Annotated in this window: 22 protein-coding genes; 19 read left to right on the top strand and 3 right to left on the bottom strand. The window is 69.9% G+C overall.

What is annotated here, in order from left to right; all coding sequences use genetic code 11:
- The 18 genes from E8D38_RS10490 to E8D38_RS10405 all read left to right on the top strand — a co-directional run bounded on the left by E8D38_RS10490 (position 1) and on the right by E8D38_RS10405 (position 16475).
- Entirely contained in the window at positions 1–567 is a 567-nt protein-coding gene (locus E8D38_RS10490) for a COG4648 family protein (RefSeq protein WP_140628949.1), read from the top strand.
- Positions 560–2257: an ApeI family dehydratase gene (locus E8D38_RS10485; RefSeq protein ID WP_140628947.1), complete on the top strand. Its 1698-nt coding sequence runs from the start codon at positions 560–562 to the stop codon at positions 2255–2257. The genes E8D38_RS10490 and E8D38_RS10485 overlap by 8 nt, the downstream gene beginning before the upstream one ends.
- 13 nt (positions 2258–2270) lie before the next feature.
- The gene (locus tag E8D38_RS10480) at positions 2271–3017 is read left to right on the top strand and encodes a glycosyltransferase family 2 protein (protein ID WP_140628944.1); all 747 of its coding nucleotides are present in this window, start codon (positions 2271–2273) and stop codon (positions 3015–3017) included.
- Positions 3014–4021: a lysophospholipid acyltransferase family protein gene (locus E8D38_RS10475; RefSeq protein ID WP_140628941.1), complete on the top strand. Its 1008-nt coding sequence runs from the start codon at positions 3014–3016 to the stop codon at positions 4019–4021. The genes E8D38_RS10480 and E8D38_RS10475 overlap by 4 nt, the downstream gene beginning before the upstream one ends.
- The gene (locus tag E8D38_RS10470; RefSeq protein ID WP_140628938.1) at positions 4002–5555 is read left to right on the top strand and encodes an HAL/PAL/TAL family ammonia-lyase; all 1554 of its coding nucleotides are present in this window, start codon (positions 4002–4004) and stop codon (positions 5553–5555) included. The genes E8D38_RS10475 and E8D38_RS10470 overlap by 20 nt, the downstream gene beginning before the upstream one ends.
- Complete coding sequence (locus E8D38_RS10465; protein WP_140628935.1) at positions 5545–5961, top strand: acyl-CoA thioesterase; 417 nt, start codon at positions 5545–5547, stop codon at positions 5959–5961. The genes E8D38_RS10470 and E8D38_RS10465 overlap by 11 nt, the downstream gene beginning before the upstream one ends.
- Positions 5958–6593 (top strand): LolA family protein, encoded by a 636-nt coding sequence (locus E8D38_RS10460; RefSeq protein ID WP_140628932.1) that lies wholly within the window; start codon positions 5958–5960, stop codon positions 6591–6593. The genes E8D38_RS10465 and E8D38_RS10460 overlap by 4 nt, the downstream gene beginning before the upstream one ends.
- A gap of 82 nt (positions 6594–6675) precedes the next feature.
- Complete coding sequence (locus tag E8D38_RS10455) at positions 6676–8967, top strand: MMPL family transporter (RefSeq protein WP_140629196.1); 2292 nt, start codon at positions 6676–6678, stop codon at positions 8965–8967.
- Complete coding sequence (locus tag E8D38_RS10450) at positions 8964–10046, top strand: methyltransferase (RefSeq protein WP_219851708.1); 1083 nt, start codon at positions 8964–8966, stop codon at positions 10044–10046. The genes E8D38_RS10455 and E8D38_RS10450 overlap by 4 nt, the downstream gene beginning before the upstream one ends.
- A gap of 6 nt (positions 10047–10052) precedes the next feature.
- On the top strand, positions 10053–10634 hold the full coding sequence (locus E8D38_RS10445; RefSeq protein WP_140628929.1) for a DUF3261 domain-containing protein: 582 nt from the start codon (positions 10053–10055) through the stop codon (positions 10632–10634).
- Positions 10631–11824 (top strand): beta-ketoacyl-ACP synthase, encoded by a 1194-nt coding sequence (locus E8D38_RS10440; protein ID WP_140628926.1) that lies wholly within the window; start codon positions 10631–10633, stop codon positions 11822–11824. The genes E8D38_RS10445 and E8D38_RS10440 overlap by 4 nt, the downstream gene beginning before the upstream one ends.
- Positions 11825–11837: 13 nt before the next feature.
- Positions 11838–12308 carry a hotdog family protein gene (locus E8D38_RS10435; protein ID WP_140628923.1) on the top strand — a complete coding sequence of 157 codons (471 nt, stop codon included), beginning with the start codon at positions 11838–11840 and terminating at the stop codon, positions 12306–12308.
- 23 nt (positions 12309–12331) lie between these two features.
- The gene (locus E8D38_RS10430) at positions 12332–12880 is read left to right on the top strand and encodes a hypothetical protein (protein ID WP_181179034.1); all 549 of its coding nucleotides are present in this window, start codon (positions 12332–12334) and stop codon (positions 12878–12880) included.
- A gap of 11 nt (positions 12881–12891) precedes the next feature.
- A complete protein-coding gene (locus tag E8D38_RS10425; protein ID WP_140628917.1) occupies positions 12892–13635 on the top strand; it encodes a 3-ketoacyl-ACP reductase FabG2 in 744 nt (247 codons plus the stop codon).
- Positions 13632–14870, top strand: coding sequence for a beta-ketoacyl-ACP synthase (locus E8D38_RS10420; protein ID WP_219851706.1), 1239 nt, complete (start codon positions 13632–13634; stop codon positions 14868–14870). The genes E8D38_RS10425 and E8D38_RS10420 overlap by 4 nt, the downstream gene beginning before the upstream one ends.
- Positions 14871–14901: 31 nt before the next feature.
- Positions 14902–15309: a hypothetical protein gene (locus E8D38_RS10415; protein ID WP_140628914.1), complete on the top strand. Its 408-nt coding sequence runs from the start codon at positions 14902–14904 to the stop codon at positions 15307–15309.
- A gap of 31 nt (positions 15310–15340) precedes the next feature.
- Positions 15341–15781 carry an excinuclease ATPase subunit gene (locus E8D38_RS28260; RefSeq protein ID WP_181179032.1) on the top strand — a complete coding sequence of 147 codons (441 nt, stop codon included), beginning with the start codon at positions 15341–15343 and terminating at the stop codon, positions 15779–15781.
- A gap of 1 nt (position 15782) precedes the next feature.
- On the top strand, positions 15783–16475 hold the full coding sequence (locus E8D38_RS10405; protein ID WP_140628908.1) for a 4'-phosphopantetheinyl transferase family protein: 693 nt from the start codon (positions 15783–15785) through the stop codon (positions 16473–16475).
- 13 nt (positions 16476–16488) lie between these two features.
- On the opposite strand, the gene E8D38_RS10400 is transcribed toward E8D38_RS10405, so the two are convergent.
- Complete coding sequence (locus E8D38_RS10400) at positions 16489–17520, bottom strand: CDP-6-deoxy-delta-3,4-glucoseen reductase (protein WP_140628905.1); 1032 nt, start codon at positions 17518–17520, stop codon at positions 16489–16491.
- Positions 17521–17621: 101 nt separating this feature from the next.
- Here E8D38_RS10400 and E8D38_RS10395 point away from each other — a divergent pair, with 101 nt between their 5' ends.
- Positions 17622–18512, top strand: coding sequence for an SDR family oxidoreductase (locus E8D38_RS10395; RefSeq protein ID WP_140628903.1), 891 nt, complete (start codon positions 17622–17624; stop codon positions 18510–18512).
- 15 nt (positions 18513–18527) lie between these two features.
- Here E8D38_RS10395 and E8D38_RS10390 read toward each other — a convergent pair whose 3' ends face one another.
- Both E8D38_RS10390 and E8D38_RS10385 read right to left on the bottom strand, forming a co-directional pair.
- Entirely contained in the window at positions 18528–19583 is a 1056-nt protein-coding gene (locus E8D38_RS10390) for a S1C family serine protease (protein ID WP_140628900.1), read from the bottom strand.
- A gap of 109 nt (positions 19584–19692) precedes the next feature.
- Complete coding sequence (locus tag E8D38_RS10385) at positions 19693–20286, bottom strand: rhomboid family intramembrane serine protease (protein ID WP_140628897.1); 594 nt, start codon at positions 20284–20286, stop codon at positions 19693–19695.
- Positions 20287–20463 lie beyond the last annotated feature (177 nt).

Genomic DNA, 20463 nt, shown 5'->3' with positions numbered 1-20463 from the left:
TTGTCGTCCCGGTTCCTGACCGTCGTGGTCGCGCTCGCGACCGTGGCCTATCCGCTGGTCATCTATCTCGCGCTCGGCCGGGTGGAGCCGCGCTGGATGGCCCTGCTGCTGGTGCTCCTGGGGCTCGCCCGTGCATGGGTCACGCGCGAGCCGTTCTGGCTGGTGGCGGCGGCAGGCGCGGCCGTGCTGGGCGGCGTCACGCTGCTGGGCAACAGCGTGCTGCCGCTGAAGCTGTATCCGGTGCTGGTGAGCACGGTGCTGTTTGCGGTATTTGCCGCGAGCCTGGCAAGGCCGCCCTCGGCGATCGAGCGGCTGGCCCGGCTCACCGACCCCGACCTGCCGCCTGCGGCAGTGGCCTACACGCGCCGGGTCACGCAGGTGTGGTGCGGCTTCTTCGTGTTCAACGGTACGGTGTCGCTGGGCACCGCGTTGTGGGGCTCGCCCGCCACCTGGGCGCTCTACAACGGGTTGCTGGCCTATGTGCTGATGGGTGTGCTGTTTGGTGGTGAATGGTTGATGAGGCGGCGGGTGAAGGCGCGTATCGCGGCCGGAGAAGCGCATGTCTGAATGGCTGGCCCTGACCGAAGTGGCCGCGCGGCTCGGGCTGGACGAACGTCCGGTGGCATGGCGCCGCGGCGAACTCGTGCAGCGCGCGCGGTTCCTGGCCGACGTGGCCCGCTGGCAGGCGGCGTTCGCGGCCCGGCCCGGCGAGCGGGTCGCGCTGCATTTCGACGACGGCTATGAATTCGCCGCGGCGCTGTATGGCGCCTGGCATGCCGGCAAGCAGGTCTTCCTGCCCGGCGACACGCAACCGGCCACGCTGCAACGCCTGGTGCCCGAGGTCGATGCCTGCGCCGGTTCGCTGCCGGGCGCGCTGCAGCCGGCCGCCTCGGTGCAGGAGCCCCTGGCCGGCCGGCCCCCGCTCGACCCGCACACGACGCGGCTCGTGGTCTACACCTCCGGCTCCAGCGGTGAGCCGGTGGCCATCCACAAACTGCTGGCCCAGCTCGACGCGGAGATCCACACGCAGCAGGCCACCTTCGGCCCGCGTGTCGACGCCGACGGCCCGGCCTGCGTTTATGCCACCGTGTCGCACCAGCACATCTACGGGCTGCTGTTCCATACCTTGTGGCCGCTGGCCGCGGGCCGGCCCTTCGTGGCCGAGCGGATCGTCTACCCCGAAGAAATGGCGGCCCGTCTGGGTGGGCGCCCGACCGTCCTGATCACCAGCCCGGCGCACCTGAAGCGCCTGCCCGACACGCTCGACTGGCGCGCCGCGCGGGAAGGCTTGCGCGCGGTGTTCTCGTCCGGCGGTCCGCTGCCGCCCGAGGCTTCGGCAGAGGCGCTGGCGCTGATGGGGCAGTCGCCCATCGAGGTGTTCGGCAGCTCCGAAACCGGCGGCATCGCCTGGCGGCAGAGGGCGGTGCACGGCGACGCCTGGAACCCGCTGCCCGGCGTCGAATGGCGTATCGAGGACGAGCTGCTCGAAGTGCGCTCGCCTCACATGGCAGACGACCAGTGGTGGCGCACGGCCGACCGCGTGCGCCGGCTCGAGTCCGGCGGCTTCGTCCTGCTCGGCCGCTCTGACCGCATCGTCAAGATCGAGGAAAAGCGCGTCTCCCTGACCGCGATGGAAGCTGCGCTCGCCGCCTGCGACGAGGTCACCGAAGCGCGCGCCGTGCTGCTTGCCAGCCAGGGCCACCAGCGCCTGGGCATGGTGGTGGTGCCCAGCGCGAGCGGCTGGCAGCTGCTGCGCGAGCACGGCAAGCGCGCCCTCAACGAGCGCCTGCGTTCCGCGCTGCTGCGCAGCGTCGAGCGCATCGCGCTGCCGCGCCACTGGCGCTACGTGCCCGCGTTGCCGGTCAACCCGCAGGGCAAGAGCACCGAGGCCCTGCTGTCGGTGCTGTTCCGCCCGGCGATGCCGGCGGTGGCATGGCAGCGGCGCGAGCCGGACCAGGCCGAGGCGGTGCTCGACATCACGCCGGACCTCATGGTGTTCGACGGGCACTTCGAACAGGCGGCCATCCTGCCGGGCGTCGCCCAGCTCGACTGGGCCATCGAGTTCGCGCGAGGCTGCTTCGCGCTGCCGGCGAACTTCCTGCGCGCCGATGCGCTCAAGTTCCAGAAGCCGGTGCTGCCCGGCACCGCGTTGCGCCTCGCACTGCAGTGGAACGCCGGCGCCGGCGTCCTGGGTTTCCAGTACACGTCCGACGCCGGTGCGCACGCGAGCGGGCGCATCGTCTTCGCCGGCGAATGAACGGTCCGTGCCGATGCAGTTCAAGCCCGTCGTCGTGATCCCGGTCTACAACCACCCCGACACCATCGGTGCGATGGTGCGCGGCGTGATGGAACACGGGCTGCACTGCCTGCTGGTGGACGACGGCAGCGAGCCGCGTTGCGCCGCCGTGCTCGAGCTGCTGGTGCGCGCGCATGCGGGCCATGTGTCGCTGGTGAAACTGCCGCACAACGAAGGCAAGGGCGGCGCGCTGATGGCCGGCCTGCGTGAGGTGCATCGCCGCGGCTACACCCATGCGGTGCAGATCGACGCCGACGGCCAGCACGACACCCGCGACATCCCCCGCTTCCTGGCGCAGGCCGAAGCCCATCCGCAGGCGGTGGTCTGCGGCTGCCCGCTGTACGACGCCTCGGTGCCGAAGGGCCGGCTCTACGGACGCTACGCCACGCACGTGTGGGTCTGGATCAACACGCTGTCGCTCGCGATCCGCGACTCGATGTGCGGATTCCGCGTCTACCCGCTGCAAAGCGTGGTCGAGCTCATCGACCAGGTGAAGATCGGCAAGCGCATGGACTTCGACACCGAAGTCATGGTGCGGCTGTTCTGGCGCGGCGTACCGGTGATCAACCAGCCCACCCGGGTGACCTATCCGCAAGACGGCATCTCGCACTTCAGGCTCGGGCGGGACAACCTGCTGATCTCGCGCATGCATGCGGTGCTGTTCGCCGGCATGCTGCTGCGCGCGCCGCTGCTGTTGTGGCGCAAGGTGGGTGCGGCATGAGACACCCTGTGTCAACGCCGCGCGAGCGAGGGGCCAGCCCGCATTGGGCCGAGATCGGCGAATCGACCTTCGTCGCCGGCATGTGGTTCCTCTACTGGGTGCACAAGCTGTTCGGCCGGCTGCCGTTCCGGCTGTGCGTGTACCCGGTGGTGCTGTACTACTGGGCCACGCAAGGCCGGGCGCGCCGCGCCTCGCTCGACTACCTGCAGCGCATCGAAACCCGGTTTGGCGTGATCGGCCAGCCGCCGGGCTGGCGCCACACGCTGCGCCACTTCTTCTCGTTCGCAGAGACCATCCTCGACAAGACGCTCGCGCTCAGCGGGCGCTACCGATTCGAACAGGTGCAGATGGTGGGGGCCGAGCCCATCGCACGGCACATCGAGCGGGGCGAGGGGGCCGTGTTCATCACCGCCCACGTGGGCTGCCTTGAACTCTGCCGGGCCACCGCCGAGCGCCAGCCCGGCCTGCGGCTCAACGTGCTGGTGCACACTGCCCACGCGGAACAATTCAACCGCATGCTGCGTCGGCTCGATCCCGGCAGTGGCGTGCACCTGATGCAGGTCACCGAGGTCAACGCCGCCACCGCGGTCGTGCTGGCCGAGAAGGTGGCCCAGGGTGAGTTCGTCGCCATCGCCGGCGACCGCGTGCCGGTGGTGGCGAGCAAGACCACCAGCGCGCAGTTCCTCGGTGCCCAGGCGGCGTTTCCCGTCGGACCCTACGTGCTGGCTGCCCTGCTCAAATGCCCCGTCTACCTGATGGGCTGCGTGCGCGAGGGCGCCGGGCATGCGGTGTATTTCGACCGCCTGTGCGACCGCGTGGAGCTGCCGCGAGGCCGGCGCGAGGCGGCGCTGCGGCAGTACACCGCGGTGTTCGTGCAGCGGCTCGAGGAGCTGCTGCGCCGAGCGCCATACGAATGGTTCAACTTCTTTTCGTTCTGGGAACAGCCGGCCGAGGCTGACCGGAGCCCGAATGCGATTGCCCACCATGAGACAACCACACACTGACCTGCCGCGCGTGCGATTCGACGGCAGCCCGCTGTCGATCGAAGACGTGGCCGCGCTGGCCGAGCGCCGCGCCGTGGCCGAGCTCTCGCCCGAGCCTGCCTTCCGCGAGCGGATCGCGCGCGGCGCCGACTTCCTCGACCGGCTGCTGCGCGAAGACGGCGTGGTCTATGGCGTCACCACCGGCTATGGCGACTCCTGCACCGTGGTCATCCCGCCCGACCTGGTGACCGAGCTGCCGCACCACCTCTACACCTACCACGGCTGCGGTGCCGGCCGCTTCCTCACGCCGGAGGAAACCCGCGCCGTGCTGGCCGCGCGGCTGGCTTCGCTGTCGCAGGGCGTGTCGGGCGTCAGCGTGGCGCTGCTGCAGCAGCTGGAGCAGCTGCTGGTGCATGACGTGCTGCCGCTCATTCCGGCCGAAGGTTCGGTGGGCGCGAGCGGCGACCTCACGCCGTTGTCCTACGTGGCCGCGGTGCTGTGCGGCGAGCGCGACGTGTGGTTCGGCGGCGAGCGCCGCCCGGCGCGCGAGGTGCTGGCGCAGCTGGGCATCGAGCCGCTGAAGCTGCGGCCCAAGGAGGGCCTGGCCATCATGAACGGCACCGCGGTGATGACGGCCCTGGCCTGCCTGGCCTGGCAGCGCGCCGAATACGTGTCGCGCCTGGCCACCCGGCTCACCGCCTGCAACGTGCTGGCCAGCGCCGGCAACGCCCACCACTTCGACGAGGCGCTGTTCGCGGTGAAGCCCCATGCCGGCCAGCAGCGGGTGGCCCGGCGCCTGCGCGCCGACCTCGCCAGCGAACGCCCGGCCCGCAACGAACAGCGCCTGCAGGACCGCTATTCGCTGCGCTGCGCGCCGCACGTGATCGGCGTGCTCGAGGACACGCTGCCCTTCTTCCGCACCCTCATCGAGAACGAGCTCAACAGCGCCAACGACAACCCCATCATCGACGGCGAGCGCGAGCAGGTGCTGCACGGCGGCCACTTCTACGGCGGCCACATCGCCTTCGCGATGGACGGTCTCAAGAACGCGGTGGCCAACGTGGCCGACCTGCTCGACCGCCAGCTCGCGCTGCTGGTGGACACCCGCTACAACCACGGCCTGCCGTCCAACCTGTCGGGAGCCACCGGCCCGCGCGGTGCCATCAACCACGGCCTGAAGGCGCTGCAGATCAGCGTGTCGGCCTGGACCGCCGAGGCCCTCAAGCTCACCATGCCGGCCTCGGTGTTCTCGCGTTCCACCGAGTGCCACAACCAGGACAAGGTGAGCATGGGCACCATCGCCGCGCGCGACTGCCTGCGGGTGCTCGAACTCACCGAGCAGGTGGTGGCCGCCATGCTCATCGCCGCACGCCAGGGCCTGTCGCTGCGCCGCCGCCTCGATGCGCAGCTGGCGCTGAGCCCGGCGCTCACCGCCTTCTGTGCCGACCTCGAAGACCGCATCGCCCTGGTGGTCGAGGATCGCGCTCTCGACGCCGACCTGCAGTCGCTGCTGGCGGCGCTGCGCGAGCGCGCCTGGAGCGTGCATGAAGCCTGATCTCAGCCACGAGATCGACGTCACGCCGGCGTTCTTCGACGTCGACGTGATGGAAATCGTCTGGCACGGCCACTACGTCAAGTACCTCGAGCTGGCGCGTTCGGCGCTGCTCGCCAAATACGACTACGACTACCCGCGCATGCGCGAGTCCGGGTATGCCTGGCCCATCGTCGACATGCGGCTCAAGTACGTGAAGCCGGCCGCCTATGGCCAGGCGCTGAAGGTGCGTGCGCAGATCGTCGAGTGGGAGAACCGGCTGCGCATCGAATACCTGATCCGCGATGCGAAGACGGGTGCGAGGCTCAACAGCGCCTACACCATCCAGGTGGCGGTGGACATGGCGACCCGCGAAATGTGTTTCGTCTGCCCCGAGGTGCTGTGGCAGCGCCTGGGCGTCACGCCATGAAGCCGATGCTGTCGCGCCGTCGCCTTGCCGCCGCTTGCATGCTGGCCGTCGCCTTGCCGCTGACGGCTGCAGAGCCGGTGTCGCCGCTGGTGCAGCAGGTGCGCGAGCGCCTGGCAGACGCGCCGGTGCTGCGCGGCCGCTTCGAGCAGCGCAAGACGCTCAAGGGCTTCAAGAGCCCGCTCGTGTCGCGAGGCGACTTCCTGGTGGCCAAGGAACGCGGCGTGGTCTGGCACACGCGCGAGCCGTTCGAGTCGTCGCTCGTCGTCACCCGCGAGCGGCTGCTGTCGCGCCAGGCCGATGGCCGGGTCGACACCAAGGTCGAGGCGCGCGACGAACCCGGCCTGCGTGCCGTCAACGAGATGCTGTTCGCCCTCATGGCGGCCGACCTGCAGACGCTGGCGGCGCGCTTTCGCATCGATGGCGAGCTGCAGGGGGCGGCAGGCTGGCGGCTCGTGCTGACGCCGCGCGAGGCGGCGCTCGCCCAATGGCTCGCGCGAGTCGAACTCGAAGGCGAGCGTTTCGTGCGCAGCGTGAAGCTCGCCGAAGCGCAGGGCGACGCCAGCGTGATCCGCTTCAGTGAACACGCGATCGCCCAGTCCCTCAGCCGCGAAGAGGCCGCCCGCTTTGACTGACGCCGTGACGCCCGGACTGCCAGCGCCTCGAGACGGCGCGACGAACCACGCAGGCCGAAGCCGGCTGTGGGCGTTCGCGGCCGTGGCATGGCTGCTGTTCGTGCTGGGCGTGGCCGTGCACCAGTGGCGCTTCTGGCAGGCCGGCCGGCTCGACGCCGACGTGATGGCGCTGCTGCCGGCCGACGAGCAGGCGCCCGAGGTGGCGCTGGCCACGCGGGCGCTGGCCGACGGCGCCTCGCGCCAGATCGTGGTGATGCTCGGAGCGCCGCAGTGGGCACAGGCCCAGGGCGCGGCCCGGGCCTGGCGCGAAGCGATGGCGCAGCAGCAGGCACCGCTGTCAGAAGTGCACTGGGGTGCCGGCGAGACCGGCCTGGCCGAGTCGCTCGCCTTCTACCGCCCGTGGCGCGATCGCCTGCTCACCCCGGCGCAGCGCGAGCAGCTGCAGGCCACGCCGCTGCCGCAACTGGCGCAGGCGGCGCTGGCGGCCCTCTACCAGCCGGCTGCGCAGGCGCGGCTGTCCGAATGGGTGGCAGACCCGCTGGGGCTGGCGCCGGCCTGGTGGAGCGCCCGTGCCGGCGACACGCGTGCACGCCCGCGCGATGGCGAGCTGTGGCTCGCAGGCGATGGCGTGGAGTGGGTGGTGCTGCGTTACGACATCGCCGGCTCGGCCTTCAGCCTCGACGGCCGGGCCGTCTACGGCGAGGCCCTGCAAGCTGCGGAAACTGCCGCCCGTGCCGCCCTCCCGGGCGTGAAGACGCTGCGAGCCGGCGTGCCGCTGCATGCCGAGGCTGCAGCTGTGCAGGCCAGCCGCGAGATCAACACCATCGGCTGGGGCTCCCTGGCCGCAGTGCTGCTGCTGGTGTGGCTCGCCTTCCGCTCACCGCGGCCCATCGTGCTGGTGGGGCTGTCGCTGCTGATTGGCTGTGCCGCCGCGTTGTCGATCACGGCCTGGGTGTTCGGGCAGGTCCACCTCATCACGCTGGTGTTCGGTGCCAGCCTGGTGGGCGTGGCCGAGGACTACGGCATCCACTATTTCGCCAGCCGCCAGGGCCAGCCGTGGGCCGAGCCGCGCAGCCTCATGCGCCAGCTGCTGCCGGGCCTGCTGCTGGCGCTGGTGACCAGCGTGCTGGCCTACCTGGCAATGGGCGCCGCGCCGTTCCCGGGGCTGCGGCAGATGGCCGTGTTCTCGTCCGCAGGCCTGGTCGCCGCCATGCTGACGGTCGTGTGCTGGTTCCCATGGCTCGACCGCGGGACGGTGGGCAGCAGCCGCTTCGCGGTGTCGGTGGCCGGCAGCCTGCAGCGCTGGCCGCGCCTCACGGCGTCGGGCAGGGCATGGGCCGTCTATGCCGTGCTGGCCGGCTTGTGCGCGGCCGGCCTGCTGCAGCTGCGTCCCAACGACGACGTGCGCCAGCTGCAGAATTCGCCCCCCGAGCTGCTGGCTTCGCAGCGCCAGCTGAGCAGCCTGCTCGGCGTGGCGAGCCCGGCGCAGTTCTACCTCGTGCGCGGCGCCGGCGACGAGGAGCTGCTGCAGCGCGAGGAGGCACTCAAGGCGCGCCTCGACGTGCTGGTGCGCGAAGGCCGGCTGGCCGGCTACAGCGCCGTGTCCGACTGGGTGCCCTCGGCGGCACGCCAGCGCGCCGATGCGCAGCTCACCGCCCGGGTCGAATCCGAAGTGCTGGCCCGGGTGAACGCGGCGCTGGGCGAAACGCTGGCGCGTCCCGTTTTTGCGGCTGGACCGTTGTCGGTGCAGCGCTGGCTGCAACACCCGGCGTCGGCCGGCGCACGGCTGCTGTGGCTGGGCGAGATCCATGGCGCGCAGACCAGCGTCGTGATGCTGCGCGGCCTGCAAGACGCGGCGCTGCTGCCCGTCCTCGCGGCGGCGGCCGAGGGCCTCGAAGGCGTGCGCTGGGTCGACAAGCCGGCCGAGGTCTCGTCGCTGCTGGGCCGCTATCGCGTGTCGATGAGCTGGCTGCTGCTGCTGGGCCATGCGGTGGTGCTGGCTGCGCTGTTGTGGCGTTTCGGCCGCGCAGCCTGGCGGGCCTGGCTGCCCACGGCGCTGGCCTCTGTCGGTGCCCTGGCCGTGCTGGGCGCCGCCGGCCAGCCCTTGCAGCTGTTCACCGTGCTCGCGCTGCTGCTGCTGCTGGGCGTGGGCTCCGACTACGGCATCTTCCTGCTCGAACACGAAGGCGATGGCTCGGCCTGGCTGGCGGTGGCGCTGGGCGCCGGCAGCACCTGGCTGGCCTTCGGGCTGTTGGGGCTGTCCAGCACGCCCGCGCTGCGCGCCTTCGGGCTCACGCTGCTTTTCGGCCTGGCCCTGGTGGCCGTGCTGGCACCCATGTTGCGGCCCGCGGGGGCCGTGGATGCAACCTCATGACGCTCATGCTCGAAAAAACCTTCTCTCCCGACGGACAGTCCGTCTTCGAGGCCCGCTTCGAAGCCCAGAAGATCGCTTTCGGGCCGGCAGTCTTCCAGTGCGTGCGCTACGCCTGGAAGCGCGGCGTCCTGCAGGCGCTGGCCGAAGCGGGCGAGGGCGGCGCCGGCCTGGACGCGCTGGCCTCCACCGGCCGCTGGACACGTTATGCGCTCAAGGTGGTGCTCGAAACCTGCCTCAGCTGCGGCGTGGTCAGCCTGCGCGACGGGCGCTACGTGCTCGACAAGGCCGGCTATTGCGTGCTGAGCGATCCGATCACGCAGGTCAACATGAACTTCATGCACGACGTGTGCTACCAGGGGCTCTTCGACCTCGGCCCGTCGCTCGACGAAGAACGGCCGCTCGGCCTCAAGGCGCTGGGCGACTGGCCGACCATCTACCAGGGCCTGGCGTCGCTGCCCGAGCCGGCGAAGTCGAGCTGGTTCGCCTTCGACCACCACTATTCGGACACCTCGTTCCCGAGCATCCTGCCCGACGTGTTTGCCACGGCGCCGCGGCGTGTCATGGACATCGGCGCCAACACCGGAAAGTTCAGCTGCGCGGCGCTGACGCACAACGACGCGGTCGAGCTGCACCTGGTGGACCTGCCGCAGCAGCTGGCGCTGGCCCAGGCCACGCTCGAACGCGCCGGCCTGGCGCACCGCGCCCACCTGCATGCAGCCGACATGCTCGACCCTGCAGCCGCCTTTCCCGGCGGCATGGACCTGGTGTGGATGAGCCAGTTCCTCAGCTGCTTCAGCGAAAGTGTCATCGCCAGCATCCTCGCGCGTGCGGCGGCCGCGCTGGCGCCGGGCGGCCAGGTGCTCATCATGGACACCTTCTGGGACCGGCAGCGCTACGACATCGCGGCCTATTGCCTCATCAACACCTCGCCGTACTTCACCGCCATGGCCAGCGGCAACAGCAAGGTGTACGAAAGCGCCGACTACATCCGCCTGTGCGAGGCGGCCGGTTTGCGGCTGGTGACCGCGCGCGACGGCATCGGCTACTGCCACTCGCTGCTGCGCTTCGCGAAGGACTGAGGCGACATGGGCAAGTTCACCCGCTTCCTGTGCCGCGGCGGCACCTGGCTCTCGGCGCTGCTGGCGCTGCTGCTGGCCGCCGGCTGCGCGTCGGCCCCCACCCCGACCGCCAACGAACCCGACTCGCCGCTGCTGCGGCTGGCGCCTGCATCGCTCGGCCGCACGCTGGCGCTGCATCAGCAGCTCACGGTGGCTGCGCGCGGGCAGACCCACCGGCTCGACGTGATCCTGGAAGCCGACGCCGACAGCGTTCGGCTTGCCATGATGAACCTCGGCCAGACCGTGGCGCGGCTCCAGTGGGACGGCCGCGAGCTCACCGAAACCCGTGCATCGTGGTGGCCCGCGGCGGTGAAGGGTGAACGCATCCTGTCGGACCTGCAGCTGGTGCTGTGGCCGGCCCAGGCCATCAGCGCGGCGCTGCCCGGCGGCTGGACGCTCGATGCGCATGACACCGAACGCGTGCTGCGTCGCCAGGGCACCGTCGTGGCCACCGTCAGCTACCCGAGCGCTGCCCATGCCGAGCTGGTGAACCTGCAGCATGGCTACCGGCTCAGCATCGAATCGCGCCCGCTCGGAGGTCTCACTTGACGCCGGCGGTCTACCTCAATGCGATGGGCGTGCTGTGCGCGCTGGGGCATGGCGCGGCTGCGGTGCGCGAGCAGCTGTTCGCATCGGCGCAGCCTCTGGGCGTGGCCCCCACCGACCGCTACACGCCGGGCCGTGTGCTGCACCTGGGCTGCCTGCCCCCGGACCGTGAACTGCCTTCGCTCCCGCATGCGCCGCTCAAGCAGCGCAGCCGCAACAACGCCCTGCTGGCGGCCGCATTGGCCGAGATCCGCCCGCAGGTGGATGCGGCGATCGGGCGCTACGGCCCGCAGCGGGTGGCCGTGGTGCTGGGCACCAGCACCAGCGGCGTCGAAGAAGGCGAGCACGCCGCGCGCCGCCTGCTGGCCCAAGGTGACTTCCCGCCGGAATACGACTATGCGCAGCAGGAGATGGGCAACTGCGCGGCCTTCGTGGCCGCCGAGCTGGGCGTCTTCGGGCCGGCCCATGTCATCTCGACCGCCTGCTCGTCGGGCGCCAAGGCCATGGCCTCGGGGGCGCGGCTGCTGCGCGCCGGCTTCGTCGATGCGGTGGTGGCCGGAGGCGTCGACGCGCTGTGCGCCTTCACGATCGCCGGCTTCTCGGCGCTCGAGTCCGTGACGGCCTCGCGCTGCAATCCGCTGTCGGCCCATCGCGATGGCATCAACATCGGCGAGGGCGCTGCGCTGTTCCTGATGACGCGCGAAGGCGGCCCGGTGCGGCTCGCGGGCTGGGGCGAAACCTCCGATGCCCACCACATGTCGGCGCCGGAGCCCAGCGGCCGCGGTGCCATTGACGCGATGCGGCAGGCGCTGCAGCGCGCCGGCGTTGCGCCGGGCGCTGTCGACTACCTGAACCTGCACGGGACGGCCACGCCGCACAACGACGCGATGGAAAGCCTGGCGATCGCCGAGGTGTTCGGGCTCGACCTGCCGGTCAGTTCGACCAAGCCGCTCACCGGCCATGCGCTGGCGGCAGCGGGTGCGGTGGAAGCGGCCATCGCGTGGTGCACCCTGGTGGACAACCCGCAGGGCCGGCTGCCGCCGCACTGGTGGGACGGCGTGCGCGATGTGGCGCTGCCCGATCTGCGGGTGGTGCCGCCGGGTGAGTCGCTGGGCCGCTCGCCCGAGCATGTGCTGAGCAACTCGTTCGCCTTCGGCGGCAGCAATGCGTCGCTGCTGTTCGCGCGCGGCTGAGGAGACGATCGCCATGACGAACAAGGCTCCGTCCGCCCCGCTGCAGGTCGAGCAGTTCGTGCCGCACCGCGGCACGATGAGCCTGCTCAGCCGCCTCGTCGAGGTGGACGCCAACGAGGCCACGGCCGAGGTCGACATCACGCCCGCGACGCTGTTCGCCCGGGACCATGGCGTGCCGGCCTGGGTCGGCATCGAGTACATGGCCCAGACCATTGCCGCCTGGGCCGGCGCGCGTGCCCGCAGCGCCGGCCGCGAGCCCGGCATCGGCTACCTGCTCGGCAGCCGGCGCTACGGCAGCAGCCAGCCGGCATTCACCTTCGGCCAGACCTTGCGCGTCAGCGCGCGCTGCGAGCTGATCGGCGACAACGGCCTGGGCCAATTCGCCTGCCGCATCGCCGACGCGGCCACCGGCCACAACATCGCCGAGGCGATGGTGTCGGTGTTCGAGCCCCCGGCCACGGAAGGCGGCAACACCCCTCTCTAGAAGCTGCAGGACCCATGAGAAGAATGTTTCGCTCCCTCTTGTTGACCGGCCTCGGCCTGGCTGCCACAGCGCTGCATGCGCGTGAGCCCGTGCCGGTCATGAATTTCGAAGACATCCCGGTGGCCGGATCGAGCGGCCGGCAACTGGGCGCCGAAGAGGTTCGGCAGGCCATCGAGGCGGCGGGCGCCGCAAAGTCCTGGCAGATGACGCTCAGGGCGCCGGGCATGCTCGAGGCCACGTACTGGAAGGCCGAGAAGCACGTCGTCAGCGTGGTGATCGCCTATGACGCCACCAAGTACTCGGTGCGCTACCTGCGCAGTGTGAACATGAACTACGCTCAGGCGAGCCGGGCCGACTTCGATCCCAAGGTGCGGGACGGCCGGGAGGCCGCGCCGCCGCAAAGGGACATCGAAGTGCAGAGGCAGCGCGAGGCCTTTGCCGGGCGGCCCGAGTCGGTCTATGCCAGGCCCGCCCCCATCGGCGTGATCCATCCCGCCTACGAGCAGTGGGTTCGCCAGCTGATTGTCGGCGTGCAGGGACAGCTGGCACTGGCCCGCACGGCAGATCGATGAGCAGCAACGACATGACAACGCTTCAAACCCAAGGGACCGTCCTGGTCACCGGATCCACACGCGGCATCGGCCGCGCCATCGCCTTGCGCCTGGCCCAGGGCGGCCACGACATCGTCGTGCACGGCCGCCGCGGCGCTGCCGAAGCCGAGGCGGTGGCTGCCGAGATCCGTGCGCTCGGCCGCACGGCGCGCGTGCTGATGTTCGACGTGGCCGACCGCGCCGCAGCCAGCGAGGTGCTGCTGGCCGACGTGGAAACGCACGGTGCCTACTACGGTGTGGTCTGCAACGCCGGCATCGCCCGCGACAACGCCTTCCCGGCCATGACCGGCGAGGAATGGGACAGCGTCATCCACACCAACCTCGATGCGTTCTACAACGTGCTGAACCCGCTGGTGATGCCGATGGTGCGGCGTCGCAAGCCGGGCCGCATCGTCACGCTGGCGTCGGTCTCGGGGCTGATGGGCAACCGCGGCCAGACGAACTACAGCGCCGCCAAGGCTGGCATCATTGGCGCCACCAAGGCGCTTGCCATCGAGCTGGCCAAGCGCGAAATCACCGTCAATTGCGTGGCACCGGGCCTCATCGACACCGAGATGGTGGCACCCGAAGTGCTGGAGGAGGCCATGAAGATCATTCCGTTGCGCCGCATGGGCAAGCCCGAGGAAGTGGCGGCGCTGGTGGCTTTCCTGATGGGGCCGGACGCCGGCTACATCACGCGCCAGGTCATCTCCGTCAACGGGGGGATGGTCGGATGAAGGCCTTGAAGAGGGTGGTCGTCACCGGCTTCGGCGCCATCAGCCCGCTGGGGCACGACTGGCCGACGGCGCGCGAGCAGCTCAGGAGCTGCCGCAACGTCGTGCAGGTGATCGACGAGTGGAAGGACTACGAAGGCCTCAACACGCAGCTCGGCGCGCCGGCGCGGCCCTTCGACCTGCCTGCGCACTACAACCGCAAGACCATGCGCAGCATGGGCCGCGTCGCACTGATGGGCACCCGCGCCAGCGAACTGGCGCTCATCGACGCAGGCCTGCTGGGTGATCCGCTGGTGAAGAGCGGCAGGATGGGCATCTCCTACGGCTCGTCGGCCGGCACGCCGGCGGCCATTGGCGACTTCGGCCGCATGATCACCGAGAAGACCACCGAAGGCATCAACGCCAACACCTACATCAAGATGATGTCGCACACGGCGGCGGTCAACATCGGCGTGTTCTTCGGGCTCACCGGCCGCATCGTCACCACGTCGAGCGCCTGCACCTCGGGCAGCCAGGGCATCGGCTATGCGTTCGAGGCCATCCAGAGCGGCAGGCAGGTCGCCATGCTGGCCGGCGGCGCCGAGGAGCTCGATGCCACCGAGGCGGCGGTGTTCGACACGTTGTTCGCCACCAGCGTCAAGAACGACCAGCCCGGGCTCACGCCGCGCCCCTTCGATGCCGCACGCGACGGCCTGGTGCTCGGCGAGGGCGCCTGCACGCTCGTGCTCGAGGAGCTGGAGCATGCCAAGGCCCGCGGCGCGCGCATCCATGCCGAGCTGCTGGGCTACGGCACCAACAGCGACGGCTCGCATGTCACCCACCCCAACCCCGACACCATGGCGCAGGCGATGCGGCTGGCGCTGGCCGACGCAGGCCTCGCGCCCGAGGCAGTGGGGTACGTCAATGCGCACGGCACCGCCACCGACCAGGGCGACGTCGCCGAGTCGGCCGCCACCCTGGCCGTGCTGGGCGATCGCGTGCCGATCTCGTCGCTCAAGAGCTACATGGGTCACACGCTAGGGGCTTGCGGCGCACTGGAGGCCTGGCTCACCATCGAGATGATGCGCGAGGGCTGGTTCGCACCCAACGTCAACCTGCTGTCGCCCGACCCGAAGTGCGCGGCGCTCGACTACGTCATGGGCAGCGGCCGCGAGCTGCAGACCGACATCGTGATGAGCAACAACTTCGCCTTCGGCGGCATCAACACCTCGTTGATCTTCCGCCGCTGGAATGCCTGATCCAACTTTCACAACCACCGGAGGGAAACCCGTGATCCGCCAACTACTTGCCGCCGTCGTCTTCACTCTTGCGCTGAGCGTTGCTCATGCCCGCAGCACGGAGATGGTGGAAACCGGCCGTGTTCTGCTGCCTCAAGTCGAGGGAGCGCCGAGCGCCCAGCGCACGCACTCGAGCATCGTGCGTGCCGTGCTTGAGCTCGGCTGGACGATCGTGAAGGACGAACCCGGACGGCTCGAGATCAAGTACAGCAAGGGGGGCGGAAAGCACGTGGCCGTGGTGGCGCTGCTGTACGACGCCAACGGCTTCGAAGTGAAGTACGTCGACAGCACCAACCTCAACTACGATGCGGCCGCTGCAAGGATTCATCCGACCTACAACATGTGGGTCAACAACATCGTCAGGAAGGTGAGCCTGGCCCATACCTCCCCTCGCAACTGAGCTGTTTGGTCCCAGGACAGGAGAACACAAGATGAAGAACATTCTGATGTTTGCGCTGCTTGCCGGGGCCATCGGCACGCCTGCGATGGCACGCGACACCGAGCTGCACCTGCCGTTCGCCGACGTTCTTGCAATGCCCGAGGCGCAAAGCAAGCTCGACGGCTCCATCAAGTTCTATTTGTCCGGTCAGAAGACGCCCAAGGTGCTCGAAAAGAAGGGCGAGGAGTCCGTCTCGAAGAAGACGAATGGGGCCAACAAGGACGACGTGACCGCCTGCAAGTGGGCCGCCTTGTCGGTGTTGCTCACCATGCAGGAACAGGCTCGCCGGGTGGGCGCCAATGCCGTGGTGAACATCGTCAGCAACTACAAGCACCAGCCTTCGAAGAGCCCCAAGGACTACGAATGCCACGCGGGGGCCATCATTGTCGGCGTTGCGCTCAAGGGCACCTACGCCAAGGTTGCCGCCAAGTGACGTGACGACGGCCGCCGTCGTCTCGCTGCGGCTGGCCCGCGTGGCCGGTGCGGCCGCCGTGGCAGAAGCCGCAGGGCGACAGTGGCTGTCCGATGCAGAGCGCGCCAGGCTCGACGCCATCACGGCGCCTGGCCGGCGCGCTCAATTCGTGGCAGGCCGCTGGACCTTGCGCCAGCTGCTGGCCGGCGAGATGGGCGGCGATGCCTTGCGCGACTGGCCGCTGACCGCCGGCAATGACGGGCCTCCGCGGTTGCAGGCGGCGGGCCCCCCAGACGTTCACCTCGCGATCAGCCACAGCGGCGACTGGCTGGCTTGCGCCTTGGCCACGGTGCCGATCGGGCTCGACATCGAGGTGCCGAAGCCCCGGCGCCATCTCGACGGGCTGGTGGCTGCGGTGTTCACCGCATCGGAGCAGGCCGCTGTCGCAGCCGCAGAGCCCTCGGCCCGGGCAGACCTGTTCCACGCCATCTGGACACTGAAGGAAGCGTGGCTCAAGCGGCATGCCGAAGGCGTGAGCCCCGGGCGGCTGGCGCAGGTGCACACGCGCCCGGCGACACCGGCCGAGGCGAACGCCCGCGTGTGGTCGGGCGGCGGGCTGACGCTCGCGCTTGTGGCGCCGGGCGATGTGGAGCTGAAGTGCAGCGGCGAAGCACCGCAATGGGCTTCGCCGCAGTGGTGGCAGGTCGGCGGTTAGCCGAGCCTCGACGTCAGTCGCCGTGCTTGTCCGCCTCGGACGTGAACGAGTCGGCGTAGAACTCCTCGTCCGGCAACCCGCACTTCGCCACGAAGTCCTTGTGGGCCGACTCCACCATGATCGGTGCGCCGCAGGCATACACCTGGTGACCCGACAGGTCGGGCAGGTCGGCCATGACCGCCTGGTGCACCAAGCCGGTACGGCCCTGCCAGCCGTCTTCCGGCCTGGGTTCGGACAGCACCGGCACATAAGTGAGGTTGGGCATCTCGGCCGCGGCCTTCTCGGCCCAGGCGTGCAGGTACAGATCGGCCTGGCTGCGGCAGCCCCAGTACAGCACCGCCGGCCGGCTGATGGCCTTGTGCTGCATGTGCTCGATGAGCGCCTTGATCGGGGCGAAGCCGGTGCCTGAGGCCAGCAGCACGAGCGGCTTGTCCGACTCGTCGCGCAGATAGAAGCTGCCGAACGGCCCTTCCATGCGCAGGATTTCCTTTTCCTTCATCGCGCCGAACACGTGGTCGGTGAACTTGCCGCCCGGCATGTGGCGGATGTGAAGCTCCAGCCCGCCTTGCGCCAGGTGTGGCGCGTTGGCCATCGAATAGCTGCGGCGGCTGCCGTCGCGCAGGATGAACTCGATGTACTGGCCGGCGTAGTACTGCAGCACCACGTTGGCCGGCAGCTGCAGCTTCACCACCGCCACGTCCGGCGCGACCTTCTCGATGCCGGCCACCCGGCAGGGCATCTTCTGCACCGGGAACTGGCCGAGAGCGCTGACCTGTCGTGACTCGATCACGACGTCGGTCTGCGGCGTGGCGCAGCAGGTGAGGATGAAGCCGGCGTCCTCTTCCTCGACGCTCAGCGCCTTGTGCTGGTGTGCCCCATGGATCACACGGCCTTCGAGCAGGCGGCTCTTGCAGGTGCCGCAGGCGCCGTCCTTGCAGCCGTAGGGCAGGCCGATGCCCTGGCGGATGGCGGCCGGCAGGATGGCTTCGTCGCGCGCGACGTCGAAGCTGCGTTCGGCCGGCTGCACCGTCACCTTGAAAGTCATTTGGGTATCCTCGAGCGGCAAGAAAAGAAACGAAGGCGATTTTGCCCGCTCGGGTGTGCCCCTTTGCGGTGCTGCCCCAAACCACCGTCACCAATTCACACATGGCCTGCCTGCCCGCCGTCTTCCGCCGTCCCCGCCTGCTGATCGTCGGTTGCGGCGACGTCGGCCTGCGGGTGGTGCGGCAGTTGCAGGGCCGCTTTCGCGTGCAGGCGCTCACGTCGCAGCCCGAACGCCGCGACGGCTTGCGGCAAGCGGGTGTGCGGCCCTTGCTGGGCAACCTCGACGCCCCGCCCACGCTCGGCCGCCTGGCCGCGCTGGCGCCGGCGGTGCTGCACCTCGCGCCGCCGCCGGGTGAGGGCGAAGGCGACCCGCGCACCGCCGCGCTGCTGCGTGCGCTGATGTGCGGCGGCGTGGTGCGCCGGCTCGTGTATGCCAGCACCACCGGCGTGTACGGCGATGCCGGCGGCGCTCGCTTCGACGAGACCCGCCGCGTCGCGCCGGCCAGCGCGCGCGGGCGCCGGCGGGTGTCGGCCGAGCAGCGGCTGCGCTGGTTCGGCCGTGCCGGCGGCGCGCGGGTGAGCCTGCTGCGCATTCCGGGCATCTACGCGGCCGACCGCCCCGGCGGCCACCCCCGGGAGCGCCTGGAGCGCGGCACGCCGGTGCTGGCGGCGCACGACGACGTGTACACCAACCACATCCATGCCGACGACTTGGCGCGCGCCTGCATCGCCGCGCTGTTCCGCGGCGCACCCCAGCGCGCGTACCACGCGAGCGACGACACCGAGCTGAAGATGGGCGACTACTTCGATCTGGCGGCCGACCTGTGCGGGCTGCCGAGGCCGCCGCGCATCGCGCGGGCCCAGGCGGCGCAGCAGCTGAACCCGGTGCTGCTGTCGTTCATGAGCGAGTCCCGCCGCCTCGACAACACCAGGCTCAAGCGGGAGTTGCGGGTGCGCCTGCGCTATCCGACGGTGCGCGAGGGGCTGGTCTGACCGGGCAGTCAGGCCCTAGATGCCCTTGGCCTTGCGCAAGGTCTTCATGCGGTCCACCGCGCGCACGTTGACCGTGCGGAAGTCGGTGCCGCGCGAGATCTCGATGGTCACGTCGCGCTCGGGCGTCTCGTTCGACCACAAGGTCTTGTAGAGATGCTCGAGCGACTGCACGGCCACCCCGTCGATCTTGAGGATGAGGTCACCCGGTTCGAGGCCGGCTTCCTCGGCAGGGCTTTCCTTGCTGACGCGGATCACGCGCACCGCGCCTTCGGCCTCCTGGCAGTTGAGCCCCAGCCAGGCGCGCATGCTGGCACGCGAGCTGCCGCGTTCGCGCAGCTCCGACAGGATGGGTTTCAGCAGGTCCACCGGCACGAACATGTTGCCCGGATAGCGGGCTTCGTTCTTGCCGAGCACGTCGGTCACCAGCAGCGAGCCGATGCCCACCAGCTCGCCGCGTGAATTGAACAGCCCCGCACCGCTGTGGTCCGGCCGCGCCGGCACGGTGAACAGTGCGCCTTCGATGTGGTACTCCCAGTAGCCTGAAAAGGCCCGGCGCGATGCCAGCCGCGCCACGCTCAGCGAGCCGGCCGTGCCCTGGCCGTCGGCGCCGCTGGCGAACATCAGCGGCTCGTTTTCAGCCACGTCCAGCGCATTGCCCAGCGGCACGGGTGCGAGCCGCAGCGGCAGCAGCGCTTGAAGCAGTCCGAACCCGGTGGCCACGTCATAGGCCACCATGCGGGCCGGCACGCTGCCGCCGTCGTCGGGGTGCAGGTCGATGTCTTCCGCCTCGAGAATGAGATAGCCGATGGTGAGTACCAGGCCGTCGTCGATGACGACGCCGGAGCCATTGCGCTCGCGGCCCAGGGTGTCGCTCGAAAGCGCGCCGTCGGTGGCGCGCACGCTCACGCCGATCACTGCATTGCTGGCACGGGCGAGGGCCTGGACCTGCGCGTCGCCTGTCGGTGCGCCGGGCTGCGGGGCGGGCGCGGCGAGGGTGGCTGAGGCAAGCCCCAGCAGCACGGCGGTCAGCAGGGCGATGACCAGATGGCGAGACGGGTGGGGGGCATGCATGGCGTCCTCCAGCGCAAGACGCGATGCATGCAAGCATGGAGCGATGTGCGAGGCCCTTCCTTGCGCACGGGCATTCGCGGTGCGGACCGGGCATGCCCCGGCCGGCGCGTCAGCGGTGACGGCCGAAGGGCGGCTGCCCCCGCCAGTAGCGCATCATGAGCCAGCCGCCGAGCATGCCGCCCAGGTGGGCGAAGTGCGCGACGCCGCGCATCGTGTTGCTCACCCCCAGCACCAGTGCCAGCACGCCGAACACGATGGCGAAGGTGCGCGCCTTCATCGGGATGGGCGGGATCAGCAGCATGATGGTGCGGTTGGGGAACAGCAGCGCATAGCCCAGCAGCAGTCCGAACAACGCGCCCGAGGCGCCGACCACCGGTGCCTGCGAGCCCAGCAGCGGCGCCACCAGCAGTTGCACCACCGCGCCGGCCAGCAGGCTGGCCGTATAGAACTGGATGAAGCGCTTGCGGCCCCACACTTGCTCGAGCTCGGAGCCGAACATCCACAAGCCGAGCATGTTGAAGAACAGGTGGCCGAAGTCGCCGTGCAGGAAGGCATAGCTCACCACCTGCCAGGGCAGGAAGCCGGTCCCGAGCGGCCACAGTGCAAACAGGCGGTCCATCCAGAAGCCGAACAGGAACTGCAGGCAGAACACGCCCGTGTTGATAAGGAGCAGCGCCTGGGTCACGGGGGGCAGTTGAGGCATGCGCAGAGCCTGCTTGCGGCTGGAGTGGAGGGCGGAGTGGGGCGAATCATAGCCGCGTGCATTTGGTGCGGCGTGCGCTTCAGCACGCCCACCCATGCACGACTCCGGGTAAGTGCTGGCACGCAACTCGCTTCAGCGGCAGAAACTTGACCGATCGGTCAGGTTCCGGAGGTCTCC

The organism is Methylibium rhizosphaerae, assembly GCF_006386545.1.
GTDB lineage: Bacteria > Pseudomonadota > Gammaproteobacteria > Burkholderiales > Burkholderiaceae_C > Pseudorivibacter > Pseudorivibacter rhizosphaerae.
This window is presented reverse-complemented; position numbering and strand designations above follow the sequence as displayed.

Excerpts from the sequence above, each read along its gene's own strand:
- E8D38_RS10385 (WP_140628897.1), bottom strand. The coding sequence starts at position 20,286 with ATGCCTCAACTGCCCCCCGTGACCCAGGCGCTGCTCCTTATCAACACG.
- E8D38_RS10450 (WP_219851708.1), top strand. The coding sequence starts at position 8,964 with ATGACGCTCATGCTCGAAAAAACCTTCTCTCCCGACGGACAGTCCGTC.
- E8D38_RS10425 (WP_140628917.1), top strand. The coding sequence starts at position 12,892 with ATGACAACGCTTCAAACCCAAGGGACCGTCCTGGTCACCGGATCCACA.
- E8D38_RS10480 (WP_140628944.1), top strand. The coding sequence starts at position 2,271 with ATGCAGTTCAAGCCCGTCGTCGTGATCCCGGTCTACAACCACCCCGAC.
- E8D38_RS10460 (WP_140628932.1), top strand. The coding sequence starts at position 5,958 with ATGAAGCCGATGCTGTCGCGCCGTCGCCTTGCCGCCGCTTGCATGCTG.
- E8D38_RS28260 (WP_181179032.1), top strand. The coding sequence starts at position 15,341 with ATGAAGAACATTCTGATGTTTGCGCTGCTTGCCGGGGCCATCGGCACG.
- E8D38_RS10420 (WP_219851706.1), top strand. The coding sequence starts at position 13,632 with ATGAAGGCCTTGAAGAGGGTGGTCGTCACCGGCTTCGGCGCCATCAGC.
- E8D38_RS10475 (WP_140628941.1), top strand. The coding sequence starts at position 3,014 with ATGAGACACCCTGTGTCAACGCCGCGCGAGCGAGGGGCCAGCCCGCAT.
- E8D38_RS10400 (WP_140628905.1), bottom strand. The coding sequence starts at position 17,520 with ATGACTTTCAAGGTGACGGTGCAGCCGGCCGAACGCAGCTTCGACGTC.
- E8D38_RS10470 (WP_140628938.1), top strand. The coding sequence starts at position 4,002 with ATGAGACAACCACACACTGACCTGCCGCGCGTGCGATTCGACGGCAGC.
- E8D38_RS10390 (WP_140628900.1), bottom strand. The coding sequence starts at position 19,583 with ATGCATGCCCCCCACCCGTCTCGCCATCTGGTCATCGCCCTGCTGACC.
- E8D38_RS10445 (WP_140628929.1), top strand. The coding sequence starts at position 10,053 with ATGGGCAAGTTCACCCGCTTCCTGTGCCGCGGCGGCACCTGGCTCTCG.
- E8D38_RS10430 (WP_181179034.1), top strand. The coding sequence starts at position 12,332 with ATGTTTCGCTCCCTCTTGTTGACCGGCCTCGGCCTGGCTGCCACAGCG.
- E8D38_RS10395 (WP_140628903.1), top strand. The coding sequence starts at position 17,622 with ATGGCCTGCCTGCCCGCCGTCTTCCGCCGTCCCCGCCTGCTGATCGTC.
- E8D38_RS10465 (WP_140628935.1), top strand. The coding sequence starts at position 5,545 with ATGAAGCCTGATCTCAGCCACGAGATCGACGTCACGCCGGCGTTCTTC.
- E8D38_RS10485 (WP_140628947.1), top strand. The coding sequence starts at position 560 with ATGTCTGAATGGCTGGCCCTGACCGAAGTGGCCGCGCGGCTCGGGCTG.
- E8D38_RS10435 (WP_140628923.1), top strand. The coding sequence starts at position 11,838 with ATGACGAACAAGGCTCCGTCCGCCCCGCTGCAGGTCGAGCAGTTCGTG.